23 protein-coding genes are annotated in these 24130 nt (G+C 50.3%); 8 read left to right on the forward strand and 15 right to left on the reverse strand.

Annotation, left to right across the window (positions count from 1 at the left end):
- Nucleotides 1-165: 165 nt before the first annotated feature.
- The 3 genes from H581_RS0107670 to H581_RS0107685 form a co-directional block, all read right to left on the reverse strand.
- Nucleotides 166-546: a hypothetical protein gene (locus H581_RS0107670; RefSeq protein ID WP_028609506.1), complete on the reverse strand. Its 381-nt coding sequence runs from the start codon at nucleotides 544-546 to the stop codon at nucleotides 166-168.
- Between the two features lie 69 nt (nucleotides 547-615).
- On the reverse strand, nucleotides 616-906 hold the full coding sequence (locus H581_RS0107675; protein ID WP_028609507.1) for a hypothetical protein: 291 nt from the start codon (nucleotides 904-906) through the stop codon (nucleotides 616-618).
- Nucleotides 907-1641: 735 nt separating this feature from the next.
- Nucleotides 1642-2889 (reverse strand): MFS transporter, encoded by a 1248-nt coding sequence (locus H581_RS0107685; RefSeq protein WP_028609509.1) that lies wholly within the window; start codon nucleotides 2887-2889, stop codon nucleotides 1642-1644.
- 161 nt (nucleotides 2890-3050) lie between these two features.
- On the opposite strand from H581_RS0107685, the gene H581_RS0107690 reads away from it, so the two are divergent.
- Nucleotides 3051-3530 (forward strand): GNAT family N-acetyltransferase, encoded by a 480-nt coding sequence (locus H581_RS0107690; protein ID WP_028609510.1) that lies wholly within the window; start codon nucleotides 3051-3053, stop codon nucleotides 3528-3530.
- A 196-nt stretch (nucleotides 3531-3726) separates the two neighbouring features.
- The gene (locus H581_RS33365; RefSeq protein ID WP_036718125.1) at nucleotides 3727-4641 is read left to right on the forward strand and encodes an ArsR/SmtB family transcription factor; all 915 of its coding nucleotides are present in this window, start codon (nucleotides 3727-3729) and stop codon (nucleotides 4639-4641) included.
- A gap of 47 nt (nucleotides 4642-4688) precedes the next feature.
- Here the strand turns inward: H581_RS33365 and H581_RS33370 are convergent, their stop codons facing one another.
- The 7 genes from H581_RS33370 to H581_RS0107730 form a co-directional block, all read right to left on the reverse strand.
- On the reverse strand, nucleotides 4689-5081 hold the full coding sequence (locus tag H581_RS33370) for an ABC transporter permease subunit (RefSeq protein WP_051250551.1): 393 nt from the start codon (nucleotides 5079-5081) through the stop codon (nucleotides 4689-4691).
- Nucleotides 5082-5423: 342 nt separating this feature from the next.
- Nucleotides 5424-5900, reverse strand: coding sequence for a GNAT family N-acetyltransferase (locus H581_RS0107705; protein WP_028609511.1), 477 nt, complete (start codon nucleotides 5898-5900; stop codon nucleotides 5424-5426).
- A 317-nt stretch (nucleotides 5901-6217) separates the two neighbouring features.
- Nucleotides 6218-7168 carry a glycoside hydrolase family 43 protein gene (locus H581_RS0107710; protein ID WP_245599962.1) on the reverse strand — a complete coding sequence of 317 codons (951 nt, stop codon included), beginning with the start codon at nucleotides 7166-7168 and terminating at the stop codon, nucleotides 6218-6220.
- A 41-nt stretch (nucleotides 7169-7209) separates the two neighbouring features.
- A complete protein-coding gene (locus H581_RS0107715; RefSeq protein WP_028609513.1) occupies nucleotides 7210-8700 on the reverse strand; it encodes an alpha-N-arabinofuranosidase in 1491 nt (496 codons plus the stop codon).
- Nucleotides 8701-8743: 43 nt separating this feature from the next.
- Nucleotides 8744-9607 carry a carbohydrate ABC transporter permease gene (locus H581_RS0107720; RefSeq protein WP_028609514.1) on the reverse strand — a complete coding sequence of 288 codons (864 nt, stop codon included), beginning with the start codon at nucleotides 9605-9607 and terminating at the stop codon, nucleotides 8744-8746.
- Nucleotides 9608-9623: 16 nt separating this feature from the next.
- Complete coding sequence (locus tag H581_RS0107725; protein ID WP_028609515.1) at nucleotides 9624-10547, reverse strand: carbohydrate ABC transporter permease; 924 nt, start codon at nucleotides 10545-10547, stop codon at nucleotides 9624-9626.
- Between the two features lie 79 nt (nucleotides 10548-10626).
- Entirely contained in the window at nucleotides 10627-11997 is a 1371-nt protein-coding gene (locus H581_RS0107730; RefSeq protein ID WP_028609516.1) for an ABC transporter substrate-binding protein, read from the reverse strand.
- A 372-nt stretch (nucleotides 11998-12369) separates the two neighbouring features.
- Here H581_RS0107730 and H581_RS0107735 point away from each other — a divergent pair, with 372 nt between their 5' ends.
- Nucleotides 12370-13293 carry an ArsR/SmtB family transcription factor gene (locus H581_RS0107735; protein ID WP_028609517.1) on the forward strand — a complete coding sequence of 308 codons (924 nt, stop codon included), beginning with the start codon at nucleotides 12370-12372 and terminating at the stop codon, nucleotides 13291-13293.
- A gap of 758 nt (nucleotides 13294-14051) precedes the next feature.
- Here the strand turns inward: H581_RS0107735 and H581_RS0107740 are convergent.
- A complete protein-coding gene (locus H581_RS0107740; protein ID WP_028609518.1) occupies nucleotides 14052-14345 on the reverse strand; it encodes a hypothetical protein in 294 nt (97 codons plus the stop codon).
- A gap of 182 nt (nucleotides 14346-14527) precedes the next feature.
- Here H581_RS0107740 and motA point away from each other — a divergent pair, with 182 nt between their 5' ends.
- Both motA and motB read left to right on the forward strand, forming a co-directional pair.
- A complete protein-coding gene (motA, locus tag H581_RS0107745) occupies nucleotides 14528-15316 on the forward strand; it encodes a flagellar motor stator protein MotA (protein WP_028609519.1) in 789 nt (262 codons plus the stop codon).
- Nucleotides 15313-16131 (forward strand): flagellar motor protein MotB, encoded by an 819-nt coding sequence (gene motB / locus H581_RS0107750; protein ID WP_028609520.1) that lies wholly within the window; start codon nucleotides 15313-15315, stop codon nucleotides 16129-16131. Before motA ends, motB begins: the two co-directional genes overlap by 4 nt.
- Before the next feature lie 75 nt (nucleotides 16132-16206).
- Here motB and rluF read toward each other — a convergent pair whose 3' ends face one another.
- The 3 genes from rluF to H581_RS0107765 form a co-directional block, all read right to left on the reverse strand.
- Nucleotides 16207-16911, reverse strand: coding sequence for a 23S rRNA pseudouridine(2604) synthase RluF (gene rluF, locus H581_RS0107755; protein ID WP_028609521.1), 705 nt, complete (start codon nucleotides 16909-16911; stop codon nucleotides 16207-16209).
- A gap of 267 nt (nucleotides 16912-17178) precedes the next feature.
- Nucleotides 17179-18171 carry a LacI family DNA-binding transcriptional regulator gene (locus tag H581_RS0107760; protein ID WP_028609522.1) on the reverse strand — a complete coding sequence of 331 codons (993 nt, stop codon included), beginning with the start codon at nucleotides 18169-18171 and terminating at the stop codon, nucleotides 17179-17181.
- 99 nt (nucleotides 18172-18270) lie between these two features.
- Complete coding sequence (locus tag H581_RS0107765; RefSeq protein WP_028609523.1) at nucleotides 18271-20088, reverse strand: ATP-binding protein; 1818 nt, start codon at nucleotides 20086-20088, stop codon at nucleotides 18271-18273.
- Nucleotides 20089-20285: 197 nt separating this feature from the next.
- Here H581_RS0107765 and tadA point away from each other — a divergent pair, with 197 nt between their 5' ends.
- Nucleotides 20286-20750, forward strand: a complete 465-nt coding sequence (tadA, locus tag H581_RS0107770) for a tRNA adenosine(34) deaminase TadA (RefSeq protein WP_028609524.1) — start codon at nucleotides 20286-20288, stop codon at nucleotides 20748-20750.
- A gap of 13 nt (nucleotides 20751-20763) precedes the next feature.
- Here the strand turns inward: tadA and H581_RS0107775 are convergent, their stop codons facing one another.
- On the reverse strand, nucleotides 20764-20943 hold the full coding sequence (locus H581_RS0107775) for an aspartyl-phosphate phosphatase Spo0E family protein (protein WP_245599963.1): 180 nt from the start codon (nucleotides 20941-20943) through the stop codon (nucleotides 20764-20766).
- Nucleotides 20944-21387: 444 nt separating this feature from the next.
- On the opposite strand from H581_RS0107775, the gene H581_RS0107780 reads away from it, so the two are divergent.
- Together H581_RS0107780 and H581_RS0107785 are read left to right on the forward strand one after the other, a co-directional pair.
- Nucleotides 21388-22575 carry a carboxylate--amine ligase gene (locus H581_RS0107780; protein ID WP_028609526.1) on the forward strand — a complete coding sequence of 396 codons (1188 nt, stop codon included), beginning with the start codon at nucleotides 21388-21390 and terminating at the stop codon, nucleotides 22573-22575.
- Nucleotides 22576-22618: 43 nt separating this feature from the next.
- Nucleotides 22619-24103 carry a UDP-N-acetylmuramoyl-L-alanyl-D-glutamate--2,6-diaminopimelate ligase gene (locus tag H581_RS0107785; RefSeq protein WP_028609527.1) on the forward strand — a complete coding sequence of 495 codons (1485 nt, stop codon included), beginning with the start codon at nucleotides 22619-22621 and terminating at the stop codon, nucleotides 24101-24103.
- Nucleotides 24104-24130 lie beyond the last annotated feature (27 nt).

Genomic DNA, 24130 nt, shown 5'->3' on the forward strand with positions numbered 1-24130 from the left:
GGTACAGCCCCTCAAAAATAGAGGCTGTACCTTTTTCCTGTATAATTAAGTCACCATAGGGAGATGGTGATTTGATTGATTCAACAGCAACATACGCTGATCGTAAGTCCATACATACAGCTCTATAATTTAATTGTACCCTTCACTTTTATATTGGTTTCTTATTTACTTTAAAATCGCCCTAACTAGAGACGTAACCTGGATCGTTCCACCAGCGGGTACTACTATAAGGAGTAGTTCCAGATTTGTAAGAGAAATCTCCGCCAATAAATGCGGATACATAGACAAAGGCTCCTCCACCACTTGCACTGAAATGAGCAGAAGAAGAACAAGTCCCTCTATACCTTCATATCGTTTTTGTTCTAAAAAAACTTGGGTTCCTAAGACGACTCCATAAGAATTCACCTTTAATCTAGGTTTAGTTTTCAGGTTTGTGACTGTTTTACCAGGAAATGTTGTGTGATAATTAACGACATCCGCTACAACTTTCCAGGATAAATCATTAATGGTTAATGTCTGACCATTATGGCCTACCATTTGCATCATTATGTTGTTACTATTCCAACTCTGAGCTGCTTGTGCTGAAGGGATGCTATAAGTCCCAACGCTATTATCTCAAGAGAAATTATTGCCCAGCTTGTTAATAGCAAATAACTTTTGATCTGATTTGTTTTTTTCTTCTTCAATACGGATATTTTTTTCTAAATCTTCAATTCCGCCTTCGAGCTCTTTTCTTATTGTAGTAACTTTGGTACCATCTTCTAAGTACGAGATTTCAGTAGTTTCATTTAATACTTTGAGACCATTAAACCGTTTCTCTTCAACCTGCTGTCCGTTTGCAGATACAGTTCCCATAGCAAAAGTAAAAAATAGTACGAGTGACAGAACAACTTTGGTATACTTCATTTTACTACTCCATCCATATTATGCTAAAATTAGTACACGGTTTGATGGTATTATGGAATGACAAAAAAAGGAATAGTATTAAAGTATTAGAAAACGAGGGAAATAAAGGGATGTGATTATTATGCAAGGATGGGGAATAACTGGTATTTTGCTCATACTTTTCATTATCATTGTTTTTGTATATATCTTGAAGTTTGTTGTGCGTAGTGCAATTAACGAATCCGAATTTAAGAGATCAGTAGATAACGATCTCAAAAAGATTAAAGAAGACATTAATAACATTACTGAAATTCTAAAATCAAAAAACAAATGAAAAAGCCTCACGAAACAGAAAAAATCGCACGCTAAGCAATGCGTTGCATAAAAAAACCCCGGACTCTTTACTTCATAAAGGAATCCGGTTTTCGTAATCAGCAGCTATAGCTCGTTGAACTAACAAATCCTAGAATACCATAGCAACGCTGGGTTTCACCAGTGAGCTAAATTGAAAAATAAAGAACCACACTTCAAGGCGCTATGGCCATATTCGCTGAAATCTGAAGCGAATATTAAAACTGGGCGATTAAGAATACAAAAGCCATTCTCCATAAAAAGAAAGACATCTGCCCGAAATTATACGGACAGATGTCTTTTTTAGTTTTGTGACCACCGCTATGACGAAATACGTAAGTTCTTCAGTGGCCTCGAAAGATCCGGACGGTTTTTTTATGAGCTGATACCTGCTTACCGGTTCTTCTAGCTGGCTTCTGCTTCCCTATGCTCCCGCGCCCGCCTTCTGCCAAGCACAAGCATGACCGCGAGCAGCAGCAGCATAACGATCACGAGTGCGCTCACGTACCATAACGTCGCCTGCACATGGAATTGGTCCATGATCCAGCCGGTTAACCGCGGGAAGATGGCGCCGCCAAGACCGCCGCATGCAACGAGCAGGCTCGTCGTCCGCTCGGTCATGCCCGGAATAAGCGCGTTCGCATAGACGAGAGCGATTCCGAATATGCCGGAGAAGCATAAGCCGCTTAACCCGACAAAAACAAGCGTCCAGCTCAGCTGGCCCATAACCGCCATTAATACAAAGACGGCCGAAGCGCCCAGCGTCGCGATCAATAAATAACGCGAATACCCCATACGGTCGGCAAGCACGCCGGCGAATAGGCGACCGAGCACCATCGTTCCCCAGAACAAACTCAGCACTGAGGCGGCCGCCGACTCGCCAATGCCCGACCTTTCGATCAGAATCGAAGGCAAGTAGTTAGAGAAGCTCATTTCCATTCCGACGTATATCATAAAGAATAGCGCCGACAGCAGAAGGAACGGCAGCGCTTTGCGCGAATAACCGAAGAAAGCCGAAGCATCCGCCCGGGGAGCGGCGAGCGACGCCGCAATCTCCGCATTTGCTTGACTCCCCTCCGCGGATTTCGGCGCGTAGCTGAGTTGATCGTCCAGCTCCCCGAACGACATCGTCAGCCAGAGCACGAAGGTGATGCCGGACATTGCCGCCAATATCGGAAAAGAAACCTGCCATACGTTCTGCTGAATGAGATAAGCCGCCGCGATGGGTATCAGCAGCGCCCCGACGCCAAAGAAAGTTTCCAGCCGGCTCATCGCCGATGCCTTGCCGTTCTTGGCCAAATCAATGATCATCGCGCCGACAACCGCTTCCGTCATGCCGAAGCCGATACCGGCAAGCGGAGCGATCGCCAGCATCCAGCCCCATGGGAGCAATAGGCTGTAAGCGGCCTCGCTGGCGGTCAGTATACCGATAGCCAGCAGAACGGCGCCGCGCTTGCCGACTCTCGCCGTCAGTGACGGCGCAAACAGAACCCCGACGAGAAAGCCGAGAAACTGATTCATGATCCACTGCCCGCCGTCCTTATAAGTCAGCCCGTAATGCCCGATCAGCTGCTCTAATATCGAACCGCCTACGACATGGGCAACCCCGATAACCAGATAGGACAAGCAGCCAAGCCAAATTAACTTTCTCATACCATTCGTTCTCCTTATGTACACACGACCTATTGCGCTTATCTGTTATAATAATCCTGTTTCATCCGTATTTATGCCCGCAGAGGCATACGGTGATTGGAGGCGGCAGATCCGTGACCGATAATCAAAGCTCCACCCATTATAAACGACATTCGCATGTGATGACTATACACACGATGGAAATCCGTTACGCCCGTGAAATTTGCGAATGGGCATACGAAGAGCCGTTCGATATTTTCAATTGGCCGTCTTGGGAGAAAATGCAAAAGGACGGTATCGAATTCGGCGATTCCGTCCTTCGGGAAGAGCAGTATGCGGCGGTTCTGGGCGGCTCGAACGAGCTCATCGGCTTTGCGCAATTTTTCCCCATAACAGGCGTAACTAGGCTTGGCTTAGGCTTGCGGCCCGACCTGTGCAGCCAGGGTCTCGGCCCTGCTTTCATTCGTACGATCTTCCGGGAGGCAATCAGGCGCGCACCATGGAATGAAATCGACCTTGAAGTACTGGCGTGGAACACCCGCGCCATACGCGCCTATGAACGTGCAGGCTTCCGGATAACGGATACGTACTCGCGCGGGACCCCGCGCGGCTTCGCCGAGTTTCACTGCATGGTATACGATCCGGAGACCGCGGAGGTTTAATCGCGCCGCGTCTCCCTCTTCCAACGGCATTCAATAAATATTCCCCTCCAGATTCATCGAAATCATTTCTCAAATATAAATAATACTTTTTAAGACGAACTTCATTTCCATAATATCCAATATTTAATCACACCGATCTGTTGGATTAACTATCGTCGACAGTTATAAGGTTAAATTGGAAGATCGGAGCGATACGATGAAGATTGATATCTCGGAGACGCACTTACCTATCTATGAGGCGCTGGCCAGCGCCGTCAGGTTAAAAATTATTAAGCTGCTCTCGCAGCAGGAAATGAATATCAAGGAACTCGCGCAAGCGCTGGAGTTAAGCAGCCCAATCATAACCATGCATGTTAAGAAGCTCGAAAAAGCCGGTCTGATCAGCTCTGAGATGGTAGCAAGCAGCGGCGGAACCAAAAAGATGTGCAAGCTTATTACCGACGGCATAATGATCGATTTCCCTTCCAATAACCTGCCTGCACTGCGTACCTATCATGAATCTATAATATCTATCGGTCATTACACTGACTTCGAAATTGAGCCCACATGCGGCCTAGCTACAACGGCGAAGGTCATTGGCATGTTCGACGATTCGCGTTTTTTCCTGGATTCAGATCGCACCAATGCCAAAATATTATGGTTCAGCAGCGGCTTCATCGAATATAGGACCGCGAATTTTTTGCTAAAAAACGAGAAGCCGACCGAGCTCGAAATATCGTTCGAGATATCATCAGAAGCTCCGTTCGCTAACGAAAATTGGCCGTCGGACATTTCGTTCTACTTAAATGGCACCAAAATCGGAATATGGACCAGCCCGGGCGACTTCGGCGTTAAGCGCGGCAAGTTTACGCCTGACTGGTGGTGGGACGGAATCAATCAATACGGACTGCTTAAGGTAATCAAGATTACGCCGACCGGAACATTTATCGACGGTCTGAAGATTTCGGACGTTACGCTTGATGAAGTAGATATTCTGAACAAGCAATGGAAATTCCGTATAGCCGTAGAGCCGGATGCTGAAAATGTAGGCGGCGTCACCTTGTTCGGTTCCGGATTCGGCAATTATAACCAAGACATCGTCTTTAAACTCTATTATGAAAGAAACGAGTAGGAGCTTACGGCGTAAGCCGCTTCACTCCTCCCCGTCGCTTTATCCCATTATTCGCCCGCGATACCTGTACGCTCCACGCTTTCTACAAAGTAACGCTGCGTGAACATGTACAGGATAAGTACCGGCAATATCGTCAGCATGACACCGGCCATAATTTGATTCTGCAGCGTTGGCGCCATTCCGAGCGTACCGGTGGATACCGAGCTGGCCGCCTGCTGACCTTCCAAGTTAGCGTTGCCGTTGAAGAACGCCATATTTTGCTCCAGGTTAAAATATTCCGGCACGAGCAAGTACATATTCGGCTCAAACAAGTCATTCCAATGCCAGACGACCGAGAACAGGAAGACAACAAGCATAGCTGGCTTGGCGAGCGGGAACATAATCATCAAGTATGTGCGGAACGCACCCGCCCCGTCGATTCTAGCCGCTTCCTCAAGCACGTTCGGAAGCGTCCGATAAAATTGAATGAATATAAGAGAACTTCAACATGCTCTTTTATAGAAAAGACATTATGCAGCAATTAGGCATAACGGATGGCGTTAATGCAGTGTTGTACCAACAGTAAAAAAATACGCCGGGGTATCAAAAATTAAATTCAGTGCGGCAGACTGGTTAAGAACAAATTATATTGATGCATAGTCCGGTAACGAATACAGTCGGCTGACAGACTTGGGAGACTCAATCATGTGCAGTAACCGCAATGACCTATTAAAAATAAATGCAGTCCGTCCTCCCTTAAGAGGCGGGCTGCATTTGTTCCGTTTCATAGCGTTCAAAGCAAATCAGAGTCGCAATACGGTTATTAGCTCGTCTCCTAAGATTTCGCCGTTGTCACGGAAGCCAAAGCTTTCATAAAGCTTATTGGCGGCCACGTTATCATCCTTATAAGGAATCCAGCAGTAATGTGCAGGCCCTGCCGGAAAGGTGCGGATAAATTCCAAGATTTTTTTCATGGCTTCCCGGCCATAGCCCCTGTTCTGGCATTGCTTGTCAATCATCAGTCGCAGGATGCAATAGCTGTCGTCTGCGATTGTCGGGAGTTCGTACCCGGTGATTCTATAAGTAATCATTACAAAACCAACCGGCTGTTCATCTGCATAAATGGCAAACGGAAATGGATGTCCTCCATTGGTTGCAAGGACATAACACGAAGCCACGCTTGACAGATTGGATGCAACAAAACGGCGTTGATCTTCTGATACTTCCAGGTTAAATATGGAACGTCGGTTTTCCAGCGTGATTTTTCTGAGAGTAATCATGCAGGGCTTCTCCCTCCATTATCTTAGGTTGCGCCGCGGTCGCTTAATTACCATACAATTTATTCAAAAAAAGTAATAGACTTATGTTGAATTTTTTTATAGACTATTATGTATCTATGCTTTTTTAGGGAGCATCGTTTACCGGCACATAATTGTGCCGGTTTTTTTTCGTAGCCGTAAATTGCCCGTAATGCTATTCCTTAAGAAGTTAAGACCCTTTTGACAATTTTTTTCGCAACATCTTTAACGTCGCAAACGAAAAGCCGCCGAGGCGGCTGTCACCTTCGGCGGCTTAGCTAAGTCGTCCTAGCTCCCGGTTATTCGAAAATCGGCTTGCCGTCCGCGCTCCACTGCAGCTTGCGGACGAACGTATGACGGTTCGGATCGTACAGCGGATCGCCGACGATCTCCTTGTACGTACGGGCGTGGAAGACAAGGATGTCGTCTTGGCCGTCCTCCGACTTCGTGAAGCTGTTGTGGCCCGGTCCGAACAGTCCGAGCGCCTCGTCGGTCTTCAGCACCGGCTGCGGAGATTTCGTCCAGGAGGCCGGGTCCATCAAGTCAGCTTCTTCCGACGCTTCGAGCAGTCCCATGCAATAATGATGGTTCGTCGCACTTCCCGAATAGGAGATGAAGATGCGTCCGTCGCGCCCCACGACGGCCGCCCCTTCGTTCACGAGGAAACCGGTCGCTTCCCAGTCGTACTCCGGCTTCGTCAGCATAACGCCGTCCGCCGCCAGCGTCCACGGATTCGCCATCGGCGCGATGTACAGGTTGGAGTTGCCCTTGATGTCCGGATCTTTCTGCGCCCAGACGAGGTAACGGGTGCCGCGGTGCTCGAAGGTCGTCGCGTCTAGAGCGAACGATTCCCACATCGTCTTGATCTGGCCTTTCTCGACCCATTCGCCTTCGAGCGGGTTCGCCGAAGCGTTCTCCAGCACGAACATGCGGTGATCGAACAGCCCATCGTTCGTCTCCGTCGTACGGGCGGCGGCGAAATAGATATACCACTTGCCGTCGATGAAATGGATTTCCGGAGCCCAAATGTTCGCGCTCATCATGCCGGTTGCGTGCTTCCGCCACGCGACGACCGGCTCCGCTTCCGCGAGCCCCGCGATCGTGCTCGCCCGACGCACTTCGATCCGGTCGTATTCCGGAAAGGACGCCGTGAAGTAGTAGAACCCGTCGTCATGCTTATAGATCCACGGATCGGCGCGCTGCAATATAATCGGTTGCTCCGTCGCCGCCATCGTCTTCTGTTCAGTCATCGTCTCTCTCCCTCTCTATCATTTTTCCCCCTTGATCGTCATTACGCTTTCGGCGTCAGGCACACGACCGCCACCGATGCCGGCGGCAGCTTCGCGGACAACGTGCCGTCCGCCCAGCGCGCTTCATCGAACGAACGCTGCGCGACCCGGTCGGGCCGTTCGAACGTATTGTGCGCGTGAATGTCGTCCGCCGCGAGAATCGAGCCGTTCGCCGTATAGCCGGCGGAAGAACCGCGCAGCTCGATGTTCAGATCGGCCGCGTTCGCCGGATCGAGGTTCGCCAGGCTGACGCTGATGACGCCATCCTTGATCGATGCGGATACCGTCACCTGCGGCAGCTTCTTGCCGAGCCCCTCGTATTCGCCGAACGATCCGTGGATCGCGAGCGCCTCGCCGTCCTGGTGCACCTTGAACATTTCGAGCACGTGGTAGGTCGGCGTGAGGAGCATTTGATCCCCTTCCGTCAGGATGACCGCTTGCAGCACGTTGACCATCTGAGCGAGGTTCGCCATATGAACCCGGCTGCAGTGCTTGTGGAAGACGTGCAGGTGAATAGCCGCGACGAGCGCGTCGCGCATCGTATTCTGCTGGTACAGGAAGCCCGGATTCGTGCCCGGCTCAGTCAGAAACCACGTGCCCCATTCATCGACGATCAGTCCGACGCGCTTGTTCGGATCGTACTGGTCCATGATCGTGCTGTGGCGCGTAATCAATTCATCCATATAGAACGCCTTGGCCATCGTCTCGGCCCAGTCTTGCTCGTCGAAGTGGAGCGCCGGCTTCTTCTCCTCCCAGCTGCCCGGGATCGTATAATAATGAAGGCTGAGGCCGTCCATAAGATGGCCGGCTTTGCGCATGAGCACTTCCGTCCAGCGGTAATCGGCGATGTTCGCGCCGCCCGCGATCTTGTACAGGCGGTTATCGCCGTATTGCCGAACGTACGTCTGATAATTACGGTACAGATCCGCGTAATATTCCGGCTCCATGTTGCCGCCGCAGCCCCAGTTCTCGTTTCCTACGCCAAAATATTTCAGCTTCCACGGCTGCTCGCGGCCGTTCTCCTTCCGCCAGCTCGCCATCGGCGACTCGCCGCCGAACGTCATGTATTCAACCCATTCGCTCATCTCCTGCACCGTGCCGCTGCCGACGTTGCCGCAGATGTACGGCTCCGTGTCCAGCAACTCACACAGCTGGAAGAACTCGTGCGTTCCGAAGTGGTTGTTCTCCACGACGCCGCCCCAATGCGTGTTGACCATCCGCTTGCGCGATTCGCGCGGGCCGACGCCGTCCTTCCAATGGTACTCGTCCGCGAAGCAGCCTCCCGGCCAGCGGAGGTTCGGAATGTTCAGCTTGCGCAGCGCTTCGAGCACGTCGTTCCGGATGCCTTTCGTATTCGGAATCGGCGAATCTTCGCCGACCCACAGTCCCTCATAAATGCAGCGGCCGAGATGCTCCGCGAAATGTCCGTAGATATGGCGATTGATCGTGCCGACCGTCCAGTCGGCGTGTACGACTACCTTGTGCGTGGTCATCGTGTGGTTTGTCTCCTTTATCTGTAGTAGTAAGTAAGATCTCCTATCCTTTGATGCCCGTCAGGGCGATGCCTTCAATGAAGAAACGCTGCGCGAACGCGAACAGAATCAGCGTTGGCACGAGCGCGACGACCGCGCCGGCCATGATGAGCGTCCATTCCGTCACGTAGTAGGACGAGAAGGAAGATAGCTCGAGCTGGAGCGTATATTTCTCCGGCGTGTTCAAGTAGATGAGCGGTCCCAGGTAATCGTTGTAGCCCGCGTTGAAGGACAAGATGCCTTGCGTGATAAGGGCCGGTTTCGTAAGTGGAATTATGATTTTCGTAAAAATGCCGAACGGGTTCATCCCGTCGATCTTCGCCGCATCCTCGAGTTCGTCGGGGAGCTGCTTAATGAATTGGCGCAAGAAGAAAATCGTCATCGGAGCGCCGAACATGCCCGGAATGATGAGCGGCTTCCAGCTGTCCGTCCAGCCGAACGTCTTGAACATGATGAACGCCGGAATCATCATGACCGCGGCGGGAATGACCATCGTGCCGACGAGCGTCATGAACAGCTTGTCTCGCCCCGGGAACCGCAGCTTCGCGAAACCGTAGGCGGACAAGGCGCAGACGAACAGACCGATTACGAGCGTCGGAATGACGACGATCATCGTGTTTAAGAAGCCTCGAATCATGTGCGCATCCGTAAATATTAACTTGTAGTTCTCCCAAGCGATCGTCGAAGGTATCCACTGCGGCGGATATGAGAACACTTCGCCGTCCGGCTTGAACGACGTGGACAGCATCCATAGGAATGGCACCGCCATGATGATGCCGCCGACGATCAGCAGAAGGTAGACGACCGTATTGATGAGCAGTTCGCCTTTTTTCAAGTTGCGGCGGCCGGTTGCCGTTTGCGTACTCATTGATTCGTATCCCCCCTTAGTTGTAGTGGACCCACCGCTTGGACAGCAGGAAGTTGATGAGCAGGACAAACATTATAATGATACCGATAAACCAGGCGATCGCGGACGCGTAGCCCATCTCGCTGTACTCGAACGCTACGGTGTACAGATAATACACGATTGTCGTCGTCGAGTAATTCGGTCCGCCGCCCGTGAGCAACTGGAACCGCGGGAAGTCCTGCAGCGCGCCGATGAGCGACGTGATCAAGATGAAGAACGTCACCGGCGAGATTCCCGGAATCGTAATGTGGATGAACTTGTTCCACCCGTTCGCGCCGTCGACCGTCGCCGCTTCGTACAGGGACGACGGGACGTTGCCGAGCGCGGCTAAGTACAGGATGATGCTGACGCCCATGCCGCCCCAGACGCCTTGGATGATGATGGCGATCATCGCCCAATTCTCGTCGACGAGCCATGCCGGCGGATTCAAGCCGAGCTCGCTCAAGTAGTAGTTGAGCAGGCCGAAGTCGGCATTGAAGATCCATTGCCAGATCATCGCGAGCGCGACGATCGAGCAGATCGTCGGCAGGAAGAACATCATCCGGAAGAAGTTTCTTCCGCGCAGCTTCCGGTCGAGCAGCATCGCGACACACAACGCGACGATCATGCCGATCGGCACGCCGAGCGCCGCGTAGAACGTGTTCCACAGCGTCTTCCAGACGAGCGGATCATTCGTAAGCGCGCGTTCGTAATTCTCGATGCCCGAAAACTCGGCGGGCTGTCCGAAGTTAAACGTCGTAAGGCTCATATAGAGCGAATTCAAAAGCGGATAAAGCAAAAATACGAGCACGCCGATGAACGGCGGGGCGATAAACAGGAATCCCCACCACATCTCGTTGCGGTAGAGCGACTTACGTTTCGACGGCTGGACTTGTACGTTAGTCGCCTTCATGGCATTCATCAGGGCTGACCCCCTTCTGGATTTGTTCCGTTAAATAAGGAAGCTGGAACGCGTCCGCGTTGCAGCTTCTCGTTATGGATTACTGAAAGAGCTCCGGATTGCCTTCCTTCAAGTCTTTCTCGATCTGCGGCTTCAGCTTCGTGAAGAAGTCGACCGCCGATTCTTTACCGGTCCAGAATTTGCCGAGGTTTTGGTTCAGCGTATCGAGCCACTTGCCGTTCGGCAGGTACGTCCACGGACCCGGCTGCTGGCCTTCGCCCGCCTTGACGAACACTTCCGGATGCTCCGGCTTCTGGCCTGGCTGCGTATACACTTCGTCGTCGGCCATCGATTTGAAGTTCGGAATTTGGAAGCCGAGCTCCGTCATCTTCGTTTGTCCTTCAATACCTGCGAAAAATTCAACCAGCTTAAACGCTGCTTCCGGGTGCTTCGACTTCGCGTTGACGCCAAGTCCGACCGAACCGGACCAGCCGTTTGTCCACGTGCCGTTGCCCGACGGAATCGGCGCGACGTCCCAATCGAACTTGAGCTTGCGATACGTCGGTACCATCCAGCGGCCGCCCGTAATCGTCGCGAGCCTGCCCGCTTCGAACATTTGGCCGTCATTCATCGATTGCAGCGCGCGGGAATCCGGCACCACTTTGTGCGTATTCGTCAGATCGTAGATGAATTGCATCGCTTCGGCAGCCGCCGGCTCGTTCACCACGAACTGCTTGCGGTCTTCGCTCAGTACCGCTCCGCCGTTGCCCCAGACGAAGCCTTCCCACCAAACCGGGCCTGCGCCGTAAATGTCGGTCTTGCCGTCGCCGTTCTCGTCGACCGTCAGCTTCTTCCACATGTCAAGCACTTGTTCCCAGTTCATCGGCGTCTCGGCGCTCGGGTAAGGAACGCCCAGCTTGTCGAAAATTTCTTTATTGTAGTACATAACCGTCGGGCCGATATCCTTCGGCAGCGCGTAGTAGCCGCCCGTACCCGTAATTTTGCCGTCGTAACGGTAGCGGTTCAGGCCGCCTTCCCACATATCGTTCAGGTCCAGCTTGTCGCTCGACTCGACGTACTGCGTGATGTCGAGGAACGCGCCCTGCTTCACCCAGCGCGGGAAGTCACCGTCACTCGTGAAGATGACGTCCGGCGCCGAGTTGCCGGCAATCATCGTGTTCATCTTCGTGGTATATTCGTTAGGAATGTGAATGAACTTGACTTTGATGTTCGGATTCGCTTTCTGGAATTCGTCGAGCACCGCTTCGAACACTTTGCGTTCGTCAGGCGCGCCCCACGACGAAATGGAGATTTCCACGTTCTCGGCCGGCGTCTGTTCGCCGCCTTCGTTCGCCGCGTTGTTGCCCGCCGCGCCGTTGTTACCCGCGTTATTGCCACCATTGTTGCCGCTGCACGCCGTAACGATCAACACGATAATCAGCGTGAGGATCATAATCGAACCTTTTTTCATCTGTTTCAAAACCTCCTCGTTATTGGTAAAACGAATGATAAACCCCCATAATAACGCTTACAAGTTACTTCCGAAAAACATGTCCTCCCTTCCGACTGTGCGGCAGCTTCTTGCAATCGGTACCGATTATGCCAGCTTTCAGCCGCCTTGAGTTTTTTACAAATGTGTGAAGTATTTCGTATATCTCTGTTATATTAAGCATATTAAAACGTACACTGGAGTCCTGTCAACGTTTTTTTGTTAAGTGTTTCATGTTTATGTTAAATTATTCGCAGATATCGTTTGTATTTCGACCTGCCATGTATGCTCTTGTCAAATCTCAAGTACATAAGGTATATTTAATATAAAAATGAACTATTCAGAAGGGGTCGCATGGAGACAATCGTATCGGAGAACAATCTCCCCTTATTCGAAGCACTGGCCAGCAACGTCCGAATCAAGATTATCGAGCTGCTCGGACAGGAGCCGATGATCATGAAAGACTTGGCCTCCGCGCTTGGACTCAGCAATTCGATCATTACGATGCACGTTAAGAAGCTCGAGCGGGCCGACTTGGTCCGCACCGAGATGATACCCGGCAAGGGCGCGTCGCAGAAGCTTTGCACACTGGTCGCCGACCGGATCGAGCTCGTGTTCCCGAGCAAAGGGCTGATTCCGCGCAACTTCCATATTTCCAACATCTCGATCGGCCATTTCACCGACTTCGACGTCAAGCCGACGTGCGGACTGGCGTCCAAGTACAAGATCATCGGCGGCGGCTTCGACGATCCGCGTTACTTCCTTGACCCGGAACGCGTCGACGCGAAAATTTTGTGGTTTTCGAAAGGCTATATCTCGTACAAAATTCCGAACTACCTGAAGCCCGAGGAAGTGCCCGAGGAGCTCGAAATTACGATGGAGCTCGCCTCCGAGGCACCGCTCTCCAACGAACATTGGCCGTCCGACATCTCGTTTACGTTCAACGGCTTCCCGATCGGCAAATGGACCAGCCCAGGCGACTTCGGCGGCACGCGCGGCAAGTATACACCGGAGTGGTGGAACATCGAGATGAACCAGTACGGCCTGCTCGTCCATATCCGGATCAACAGCGACGGCACTTTCATCGAAGGAACGAAAGTTTCGGACTACACGATCGACGACGTCGACATTTACCGGCTGCAGTGGGACCTCAAGCTCGAGGTCAAGGAAGACGCGAAGAACATCGGCGGGCTGACGATCTACGGCTCCAGCTTCGGCAACTACTACCAGGACATCGTCAGTAAGCTCACATACATTGATCGAAAGAATGTGAAATAAACGTATGTATGAGAAAACCTCTATCGAGCGGAAATTTTATAAATTCTTATGCGGTCACAAAGAGAGACGGCCCCGCGCGGGCTGTCTCTTTTTTCGTAAATATCCACATCTCGCAACAAAACGGTTAGTTACTTTCAAGTGCGTATATGAGTTCAAAGTGCGTACTTATAAATCCTCCTATTAACTTTTAAACAGCATCTCGGCATTCGCCGGGGCAGATGGGACAAGGCTTTCCTTGAACCGTCTTTGTTCGCTTCCTCTTTCTTCTCAGGGGGATTTTTGCATTTATTGTTTTTTATCATCATGGGAAAAATTCTAGAATTTTATAGTGGTACGTCAGCCAAAAACAGGCTTTGCCAGCGTAGTAACTCGTTTTTTTTCGGTGCAGTCTCCGATTTGCTCCATTTAATTCCGAGAATATGATTAATGGTTGTATTAATCGATTAATAACTTTATTATAAATTATTTTAACATGGATTTTTTGGTTTACAAGCCCCAAAATCGCATTCCGTCACTTTTTTGAAAGCGTTTACTAACATAAGCGGAGTATGCACAACACGCCTGATAACAGCGCATTTCACACCACCTCCGCCTTGTTATTCGACATAAAAAATCACCCCGAAGGGTGATTAACATTTATATAAATCAGATTCCTTAATTAAGTAATAGGCGCACATCCTATGTTGGTGCAGCAAATTAAATGACGTCGCAGCCTTGACGACAAAATCCGCCGTCTTCTCCACAAGGTCTATCGAAATTTAGATAAGCCGAATAATCTGTGTGACCTTATCTCCCTGCGATACCTCAATAATATGAAACTTGCTGTTGTAAGCGATGACGCCTTGGCCCACTTTAATGACCGGATCCTCGCCCAGCCCGAAGAATACGTCATCCGCCAGCGCTTCCATCACCTCATGGCGGTCCTCCTCATGCAGTGCCTCCCACTCCTCCCGCTCCATTTCAAAAAAGGTATAGCTTTCCTGAATATCTCCCACCGCCGCCGTCAAATCCTTCAATATATCTGCGTACTCCCTGGCATGCCGCACACCCATTTCCGAAATACCACCTTTACCATTCCTATTTTGTTAGCCCTACTCTACTATTTTACCGCAATTTATTAATTTTTAACGCTTCGTCGGCAAATCATGCCTTTTACTCTAACTTCAGAATACCCGATTGTCGATAATATAAGTTAGTAGAGATATGTCGAAAAACGTACTGGACGGGGTGTATGATGAAAAATTCAACAATTATTGGTCTTGTTCTTGGTCTTGTCGCTGTATTAGGAGGGATGGTATTAAAAGGAGCACATCTATCCTCTCTTTTGAATCCCGCTGCGTTTATGATCATTTTATTGGGTACCGTGGCCTCCGTCATGATTGCCTTTCCGATGTCCGAGCTGTCCAAGCTTCCTAAGCTGTTCAAAATGGTTTTCTCCGGGCAAAAGCTGCCGGAACGCGGAGATCTGATTGAACGCTTTATGGAGTGGGCTTCCATTACCCGCCGCGAAGGCCTTCTTGCGCTTGAGGCGAAGGTGGAGGAAATCGAAGACGACTTCCTTCGTAACGGCATGCGCATGATCATCGACGGCAACGACCAGGACTTCGTCCGCGACGTCCTGCTAGAGGACATTGCCGCAACGGAAGACCGCCATAAGGCCGGGGCTCTTATATTCACGCAGGCGGGCACATACGCGCCGACGCTCGGGGTACTCGGGGCGGTCGTCGGCCTGGTCGCGGCGCTGGCCGAGATGAGCGATATGAATAAACTCGCGCACGCGATTGCCGGCGCATTCATCGCGACGCTGCTCGGTATCTTTACAGGATATGTATTGTGGCATCCGATTGCCAACAAGCTGAAGCGTATGTCCAAGCAAGAAATTCAGATCCGTCTCATGATGGTCGAAGGACTGCTTTCCATCCAGTCCGGCGTATCGACCATCGCCATTAACCAGAAGCTTTCGGTATTCCTTACGCCTACGGAAAGATTGAAGTTGAGAGAGAAGGAGGAAGGAGCGGCTTGAGGAAAAAGCATAGACACGAAGAACATGAGGAACATGTGGACGAATCCTGGCTCATTCCTTATGCCGACCTGCTCACCCTCCTTCTCGCGCTATTTATCGTCTTGTATTCGATGAACTCCGTCGACGTCAAGAAATTCGAGGAAATGTCGCAAGCCTTTAATCTTGCGCTTAGCAGCGGCAGCGGCGTGCTGGACAGCACCTCGATCGTTAGAATCGGCGAGGATGACGGCAAGAAGAAGGATGACGAAGGAAGCAAGGACAACAAAGAGCTGACGTCGGAAGAGGAAGCGATGCAGGCTCTTATGAAGAAGGAGCGGAAGGATCTGGAGGAGCTGAAGAGGCAGATTGACGCCTACATCAAGAATAACGGTCTGACAAGCGACTTGGAGACCAAGCTCAATCTCTCCCAGCTCATGATTACCATCAGCGATAACGCCCTGTTCGCGCCTGCCCAAGCAAACGTGAAGCCGGAATCCAGGGAGCTTGCGGTCGCCATTGGCAAAATGCTTCAGAAATATCCCGATTATCAAGTCATTATTTCCGGACATACGGACAATAAGCCGATCTCAACCGTCTTCTTCAAGTCCAACTGGGATCTGAGCTCGATGCGCGCCATCCGCTTTCTCGATATTCTGCTCGAGAACAAGCAATTGAAGCCGGAGCTCTTCAGCGCGATCGGCTATGGCGAGTATCATCCGGTAGCCGATAACAAAACCGAGGCGGGCCGGTCCAAGAACCGACGTGTCGAAGTCTCGATTATGCATTCGTATACCGATCCTGTTAACGCGCAGCAGCTGGCCGTTACGCAAGAATGAGTAAAAAAACAAACCCCCTCGTACCACGCGCCTCAAGCGCCGGGTACGAGGGGGTTTTTAATGATTCTCCCGCTTCTAATGAACAGGCTTGTAATCCAATTCACGGAACAGCGTCTGCTTCTCCTCTTCCGTTAAATCCCGCCATTTGCCGACCGGAAGTCCGCCGAGATGAATATTCATGATCCGTTGCCGCTGCAGCTTCCTGACATGGTAACCGAACGCCTCGCACATGCGGCGGATTTGCCGGTTGCGCCCTTCCGTCAGGATGATGCGGAATACGCGGTCCGTCACCCGTGTAATGACACATGGCAGCGTCATACTGCCTAAAATATGAACGCCGCTTGCCATTCCTTTCAGGAATTCGGCCGTTACCGGGCGGTCTACGGTGACGAGGTATTCCTTCTCATGCTTCCCTTCCGAGCGAAGGATCGGATTCACGATATCTCCGTCATTCGTGAGCAGGATCAATCCCTCTGAATCCTTATCCAGCCTGCCGATCGGGAAGATCCGTTCGGAATGGCCGACAAAATCAACAATATTCCCTTTCACATGAAGCTCCGTCGTGCTCGTAATGCCGACCGGCTTATTGAGCGCGATATATACGTGATGCCTTTGTTCGCCGATTCGTTTGCCGTCGACCCGCACGTCATCCTCCAGCTCAGCTTGACTGCCGAGCTGCGCGACCGCGCCGTTGATCGTCACGCGGCCGCTGTCCACGAGCTTGTCCGCCTCGCGTCTGGAGCAAAAGCCCGTCTCGCTGATAAATTTATTAATTCTCAAATCTACTTCACCCCGCGTACGTTGTATCCGTATCCTACCCCATATCGGGATATTCTACAACCCGGTCAATGGGATGGCTCATGAGCGGTCTCGGGCACCTATACCGTCTGAACCGCGCCGACTCGTCTCCGATTACAATCGTATGCGCGGCTGACAGGGCGCAGACTTCCGGACGAACCGTTAAGCGTGAATTCTTATCCGAATGGGTGAAACGTTTCGAAATAAAAAAACAGGCCCTTCGTTTCTCCAGAACGAAATCTGCCGTCTTCAATTCATTTTTTGAACCGAATCCCGCAATATCAGCTTCGTAGGGAATTTATAGTAATTGTCCACTTCTTTCCCTTCCAGCATCTGAAAGATCAAATGGGCGGCTAAAGCACCGCGCTCATATTTCGGCTGCATAATGGTCGTCAGCGAAGGCCGGACATACTGTGCCAACTCGATATCGTCGAAACCAATGATGGAGACATCCTCCGGCACCTTAATGCCATTCTCCTTGAACGCATTCATTCCTCCGATAGCCATTTCATCGTTGGCATACATAATTGCTGTCGGCATATTACCCTGCGCAATCAGCATCTTGGTCATGCTATAACCGTTATCGCGGTCAAACACCCCGAATTGATGCAGGCGGTTTCTCCCGTCCAAGCCATGCTTGCGTAATGCGCTTTCATAGCCGCGAAGCCGCATCGCATGTATGCCGCCAATGGTCTTGCCGCTTATATAAGCAATCTCGCGGTGTCCTTGCCCAATTAAATATTCCGCCGCCTGCTGGGAGCCTTCTTCATTATCGACCTCGATACTGACGACAAACTCGCTGTCGGCCGTTCGGTCCAGCAGTATGACCGGAAATTCCTTGCGTGCCGACAAAGCGATAATATCTTCGCTAATATTGTGCGCCAGCACGATTGCGCCGTCGACCCGCTTTTCCGTCAAAAATTTGATCGCCGTCGACGATTCTTCCCCGACCGAGCTGCAGGCAAGCAGATCATAGCCTTTGGACAGCGTAACCTCCTGAATCCCTTTAACGAGCTCGGCATAATAAGGACCGGCCAAATCCGTTACGATAATGGCGATCGTTTTTGTGCTGTTTTTTTTCAAATCGGAGGCGAGGCCGTTCTTCTGATAGTTTAATTGGCGAGCGGCATCCAGAATCTTTTGTCTGGTTTTATTGCTGACTTTGCTGTTATTATTCAAGGCGTACGAAACCGTCGATATCGATACACCCGCCATCTTGGCGACATCTTTAATCGTTGCCATATTTCTCTCCCCGCTTCAACTCGTTCGAAGTACCTAATACTATTCCTTATTCGTTCCAAGAGGGGGGAATCCTCTTCCGGAACGAAGGGTAAATTATACTTATGCCGACTCGCTCTCTTCTTTCATGGCGGGAAGTATAATATTTACCGTCGTGCCCACACCCAATTGGCTCTTAATATCCAATGTTCCTTTGTGACTATTGATGATGCGCTGGCTTACCATAATGCCGAGGCCTGTCCCGGTTTCCTTCCCCGTAAAGAAAGGATCGCCGATTTTCGTAATCATTTCATCCGGTATGCCTTCCCCTTCATCCGTAATGGTAATCGTAATATGCTCCCTCCTGTTCGTAATATAGATATGGATCATGCCGCCGCCCGGCATGGCTTCTATCGCATTCTTGATCAAGTTAATGAATACCTGCTTCAGTTGGTTCTCCTCGCACGATATGCGGCAGCCATCTTCTGTAAAAGAAACCCGAAATTCAATATTGTGAAGAAGCGCTTCACTGTTCATCAAGGCAATGACATCCTGAAGCACGTCCCTGACATCCTTCATGATAAATCTCGTAGCCTGCGGCTTGGCCAAAATAAGAAATTCGCCGACGATCAGATTTATTCGGTCAAGCTCCGACAGCATGAGGCTCACATGAGCCAAGGTGAGCTTCTTGCTCTCCTGTTGAAGCTGCAGAAAGCCGCGTAAAGTCGTTAGCGGATTGCGGATCTCGTGAGCGACGCCAGCCGCCAGCTGTCCGACCGTCGTCAGCTTCTCCGATCTGCGGAGCAGCTCCTCCATCTTGTTCCGGCTCCTCATATCCCTCGATATGCTTGCAAAAGCCCGAATAGTCCCGTCGGAATCACGAATCGGCGAGACCGTCACGCTGACGGGAATCATTTCGCCTGACTTGGTTATCCGCATCGTCTCCAGCGTGGGGAGCGTCTTGCCTGCCAGAATCTGATTGAGCATATGCAGCTTCTCGGCTTTATGAGAATCCGGGAGCGTCGGATAGACGAGTCCTATCGCCTCCTCTTCCTCCTCATAGCCGAAGAGCAGCTCAAAGGCTCTGTTCACTTGAATAACCTTTCCTTCCAGATCAAAGAGATGGATGGCATCGCTTGTATGATTAATGAATGATTCCAGATGCTCCTTCATCCGCCGGTTTTCTTCGAACGCCTTGCGGAGCTTATTCATATAGATGCTTAAATTTTGCGACATGGCATTGACCTTTAGCGCCAACAAGCCGAATTCATCCTTCCGTTTGATTCTGATCGGCTGATGGAACCTGGCGGAGGAAACCTCGTTCACCTTCCACAAAATATCTTTTAACGGCCGAATCATGGCCCCCACCAGCCAATAACTGATGATGAGCACGAGCAGCATCGTTGCGCCGGTATAAATAAGCGTATCATTACGCTTCTTGACGACCAGATCGATAAAGCCTTCCCTGTCGAATACAATACTTATGACATAACCGTCGGCCCCCTCAGCCGTGTAATAGCTCCGGTAGTATGGCTTATTATTTATTTTCATATTGCGCAAAGTAAAGTCATTCTGTCCCAATTCAATTACAATGGGATGATCGGCGGCCGAATCCAGGTAAGTATAGGTACCGTACTTCACCGCTGACGTATCTTGCTCAAATACGGTAATTTCCTTTATATTGGGATTTAATGATTTCACGATGTCAAACACGGACTCCGGACTGGATGTCCCATTGTTCATCGAAACGGAGCCACCGGCACTCTGCTGTGCATACACAGCGATCGTACTGGCAACATGCATGGAGGTATTCTGCATCGACTGCCTCGCTGCCTCGCGCAGGCTTTGAATCATCGAGTATTCCGAAAGAATGTGTTGGAGAATGAAAAACGTCAACACAAGCAAGGAAATCAAGACGGAGAACTTCATCTTAATCGACAATGAATGACACATCCTTTTGCACAATCACGTTTTATTAACAACTTATTCACATTATCAACAGTAATTGTACACAGCGCTGAATAAATTGTGTATATTTATGTGTATATTCAATAAGTTATCCACAATGTTATCCACCACATGTTAACAACGGAATATTTGTTCGGTGTATAAAGATGATAAGAAAGGGGTTATTCTGCATGATCAGAGAACAAGAAGATCAGTCTTGGATGTTGGAAGCCATCGCTGAAGCGAATAAAGCCGAGTTCATCGGAGAGGTGCCTATCGGAGCGGTGATCGTTAGAAATAACGAAATTATCGGGAGGGGCTACAATTTGCGGGAGACGCGGTTCGATCCGACCGCGCATGCCGAAATGGTGGCCATTCGTGACGCCTGCGACCGCATTGGCGCGTGGAGACTATTAGATTGTACCTTATATGTAACGTTAGAGCCTTGTCCGATGTGCGCCGGCGCGATCGTTCAATCTCGTATCAAGCGGGTCGTTTACGGGACTGCCGATCCGAAGGCAGGCTGTGCCGGAACGCTTATGAACTTGCTTCAAGAGCCCCGTTTCAACCACGAAACGGAGCTCACCAGCGGTATTCTGCAGCATGAATGCGCATCGTTGTTAACCCAATTTTTCCGTCGACTGAGAGAGCGTTAGAACAAAAAAGTCTCTACATATCGTCGCGGCGTATAGAGAGATCGGTTATTTCATTTCGTTGTATATGCTGTAACGCAACAATCAGTTGATCGGCCTCTTCGCTAATCGCCAGAACATCCGGATCTGTCAAACTGCCGCGTGCTTCGGCTATTTCATGAAGCTTTAGCCGCAGCGACTGCAATTGTTTAAGCAAGTGTTTTTTGTCCATAGCTCGCTTCGGGGCACGCTCCTTATCTAGCACTCGTGTGGTAATAGTTCCATTATACTCCCTGAGAAATAAGGAGTTTGTAAAAACATGTCGACGAACGCAGACAATTTTCGGGCATTTTTCGACAAACGCCCTCTATTTATTCCATTTTATAGTTCTTTTTTACTACTATAAACAATCAATTTTTGGAAATTATCCGCCCTCAGTCTGAAAATATAATCGAAAAGTTTCACCTTTTCATCTGCCGGAAGAGCAGGCGCTGCTTAAGTGCCTGCTCTTCGCTTTGCAAGGCCGCCGCAGCGCTTGCCGTGCCTGATTATGAGGAGAAATCTATTTGTATTATAAGAGGGTATGAAGTAAAATTATTTAGATATCGTCTCTTTTTTTACTGTCTATTCCATAAATATTGAAATCGGGATGTGCTTCTTCGTGATTAACAAGGCAGTTATATTAGGTTGTAATTATTATATCGGTTTAAGTACGATTCGATGCTTAGGCATGAACGGCGTCCATACGGTTGCGGTCGATTATTCCGACAAACAAGCCTATGGCGCGGATTCCAAATATACATCCGAGCGGGTTCTCGCTCCCCATTATAAAGATGATACGGCCGCCTTCATCCAATTTTTGAAGGATTACGCCCGGAAGCAAAGCGCTCCGCCCGTCCTTATTCCATGTCATGATTCCTATCTCGAAGTAATCGATGAATATCTGGCGGAATTGAGAGAGCATTATCTCATCCCTCAGGACGTGCAGGGCATCTACACCGACATGATGAACAAGGAAGTACTGCACCGGCTGGCCTCCGAGAACGGCGTCGCCGTTCCTGAGACGGTCCGGACCGACGAGGACGATTTCTTCGGAAAGATTGATGCCGTCATCAAATATCCTTGCGTCGTGAAGCCGACCGACTCCCCGTCCTTCGTAGCGAAATTCAGAAGGAAGCTGTTCAAGGTTCATAATCGGACGGAATTGGAACAAGCCCTGTCCCAAGCGCGCGAGGAGGATCTGGAAGTTATCGTGCAGCGGATCATCCCCGGCTTCGACGATCATATGTATACCTTCGACGCTTATTTGAATCAGGAATCCAAGGTTACGCATTGGGTCACCTGCCAGAAATTCCGCCAGTATCCGATCAATTTCGGCGCATCCGTGTACACCGGGCAGCGATATGTGCAGGAGCTCTTCGATATCGGAGCGCCTTTCCTGGAGAAGATGAAATGGAAAGGTTTTGCGGAAATCGAGTTCAAGAAAGACGCGGAAACCGGAAAGTACTATTTAATAGAAGTAAACTGCCGGATCACGAATCTAAACAACTTGCTGTATAAGGTAGGCGTGAACTTCCCCTGGATCACCTATCAAGAGCTGACCGGCGGCAACCTTGTTCCTCCGAAAGCCGTCAAGGAAGATACGAACCGCGTATTCTGGTACGGCTACGAGGATATGCTGGCGATTCGCGATTATATCCGGACCGGACAGCTGACATGGAAGCAGGTGCTCGTTTCCTTAATTAAGCCGAAGGCTTATGCCATATGGGATTGGAAGGATCCGAAGCCCGCTTTCTCCTATGCGTCCATTATCGGCGGCAAAATCGTGAAGAAGCTGCTGAGAAAATAACAACCGTATAACCAACATTTGTCACGGGAATGGAGCTGATCGCATGTTGTTAACCGACGTTATCCAGGATCTTCAATACTCGCTCTTAAAAGGCGATTTGCATACCGAAATAAACTCCATTGCTTATGATTCGAGAGAAGTCGGAGCCAATGGTTTATTTGTCGCCATTACCGGATTTACGGTTGACGGGCACCGTTTCATTGACAAGGCCATTTCGCTTGGAGCAACCGTCATCCTTGTGGAGAAGGATATCGAGATCGAAGCGGATGTCACCGTTCTGAAAGTTGCGGATACGCGGGAAGCGCTCGCGCGAGTCGCCTCCAACTTCTATCGACGCCCGACGGAGCAGTTGAATGTCATCGGTATAACGGGGACGAACGGCAAAACCTCCATCACTTATTTTCTGAAATCGATCTTCGAGCAGTCCGGCACCTCCCTCGGCATTATCGGCACAATCGGAACCGTCATCGGAGACGCGGTCTTGAAAAACAAAAATACGACGCCGGAATCGCTCAATCTGCAGCAAATTTTCGCAGAAATGGCGCAGTCGCATCTGAAGCATTGCGTGATGGAAGTTTCGTCCCACGCGCTTAATTTGAACCGAGTTGCCCATACCCGCTTCAATACGGGGATTTTCACAAATCTTACGCCGGATCATTTGGAGCTGCACCGTACGATGGCCGATTACTTTGAAGCGAAGGCCAAGCTGTTCGACATGACGACGGATTACAACATTATCAATGCGGATGACGAATACGGACGGATTCTCACCCTGCGCCTGCGGAACCGGGAAGCGAAGCTGCTTACATACGGCATCGAACGGGAAGCGGATATTTACGCATCGGACATTAATTATTTTGCCGATTACACGATTTATACCGTCAACACGCCTAAGGGCAGCGCGTTAATCCGGGTGAACCTTCCCGGCGCTATCTATGTGTACAACAGCTTAGCGGCTATCGCGGCTGCTTACTGCAATCAATACAGCCTCCAGCAAATAACGGACGGCATTGCAGCCGTAGAGGGCATTAAGGGACGGCTTGAAGTCGTCTATCAGGACGAGGATAGCAAGATCATCGTCGACTTCGCCCATACGGAGGACAGTCTGGAGAAGGCACTCACCACGATCCGTCCTTTCACAAAGGGCCGCATTATTCTCGTCTTCGGCGTATACGCCGCTGACGGCGAGCCCGGCCGCGAGAAGCGCAGAGGGATGGCGAAGGTCGCCGCTGAATTCGCCGATTTCGCCGTGGTCACCTCCGATAATCCGAAGGAGCAGGATAATAATTTGATTATCCGGGAAATCGTCGAAGGCATAGAAGCGTTTAACGGCAGCTATGAAGCCATTGTCGATCGCAGGGAAGCGATTAAGTTTGCTATCGAGATCAGCAGGAAGGACGATATCATCTTGATCGCAGGCAAAGGTCATGAGACATCGCAAATCATCGGCAAGACGGAAATTCCTTTTGACGAAGCGGAAATCGTACGCGAAATTAAGGGGAATCGCGGCAATTTGTCGGCCGGTTAACCGGTTAATCTATAAACTTCATTTAAA

Source organism: Paenibacillus harenae DSM 16969, from assembly GCF_000422465.1.
Classification (GTDB): domain Bacteria; phylum Bacillota; class Bacilli; order Paenibacillales; family Paenibacillaceae; genus Pristimantibacillus; species Pristimantibacillus harenae.

What these genes read in the sequence shown, in the direction of transcription:
- H581_RS0107785 (WP_028609527.1), top strand. Translation starts at nt 22,619, where the DNA reads ATGTTGTTAACCGACGTTATCCAGGATCTTCAATACTCGCTCTTAAAA.
- H581_RS0107730 (WP_028609516.1), bottom strand. Translation starts at nt 11,997, where the DNA reads ATGAAAAAAGGTTCGATTATGATCCTCACGCTGATTATCGTGTTGATC.
- H581_RS0107675 (WP_028609507.1), bottom strand. Translation starts at nt 906, where the DNA reads ATGAAGTATACCAAAGTTGTTCTGTCACTCGTACTATTTTTTACTTTT.
- H581_RS0107670 (WP_028609506.1), bottom strand. Translation starts at nt 546, where the DNA reads ATGATGCAAATGGTAGGCCATAATGGTCAGACATTAACCATTAATGAT.
- H581_RS0107720 (WP_028609514.1), bottom strand. Translation starts at nt 9,607, where the DNA reads ATGAGTACGCAAACGGCAACCGGCCGCCGCAACTTGAAAAAAGGCGAA.
- H581_RS0107710 (WP_245599962.1), bottom strand. Translation starts at nt 7,168, where the DNA reads ATGACTGAACAGAAGACGATGGCGGCGACGGAGCAACCGATTATATTG.
- H581_RS0107685 (WP_028609509.1), bottom strand. Translation starts at nt 2,889, where the DNA reads ATGAGAAAGTTAATTTGGCTTGGCTGCTTGTCCTATCTGGTTATCGGG.
- H581_RS0107690 (WP_028609510.1), top strand. Translation starts at nt 3,051, where the DNA reads ATGACTATACACACGATGGAAATCCGTTACGCCCGTGAAATTTGCGAA.
- H581_RS33365 (WP_036718125.1), top strand. Translation starts at nt 3,727, where the DNA reads ATGAAGATTGATATCTCGGAGACGCACTTACCTATCTATGAGGCGCTG.
- H581_RS0107740 (WP_028609518.1), bottom strand. Translation starts at nt 14,345, where the DNA reads ATGGGTGTGCGGCATGCCAGGGAGTACGCAGATATATTGAAGGATTTG.
- H581_RS0107760 (WP_028609522.1), bottom strand. Translation starts at nt 18,171, where the DNA reads ATGGCAACGATTAAAGATGTCGCCAAGATGGCGGGTGTATCGATATCG.
- H581_RS0107705 (WP_028609511.1), bottom strand. Translation starts at nt 5,900, where the DNA reads ATGATTACTCTCAGAAAAATCACGCTGGAAAACCGACGTTCCATATTT.
- H581_RS0107735 (WP_028609517.1), top strand. Translation starts at nt 12,370, where the DNA reads ATGGAGACAATCGTATCGGAGAACAATCTCCCCTTATTCGAAGCACTG.
- tadA (WP_028609524.1), top strand. Translation starts at nt 20,286, where the DNA reads ATGATCAGAGAACAAGAAGATCAGTCTTGGATGTTGGAAGCCATCGCT.
- H581_RS0107725 (WP_028609515.1), bottom strand. Translation starts at nt 10,547, where the DNA reads ATGAATGCCATGAAGGCGACTAACGTACAAGTCCAGCCGTCGAAACGT.
- motA (WP_028609519.1), top strand. Translation starts at nt 14,528, where the DNA reads ATGAAAAATTCAACAATTATTGGTCTTGTTCTTGGTCTTGTCGCTGTA.
- H581_RS0107715 (WP_028609513.1), bottom strand. Translation starts at nt 8,700, where the DNA reads ATGACCACGCACAAGGTAGTCGTACACGCCGACTGGACGGTCGGCACG.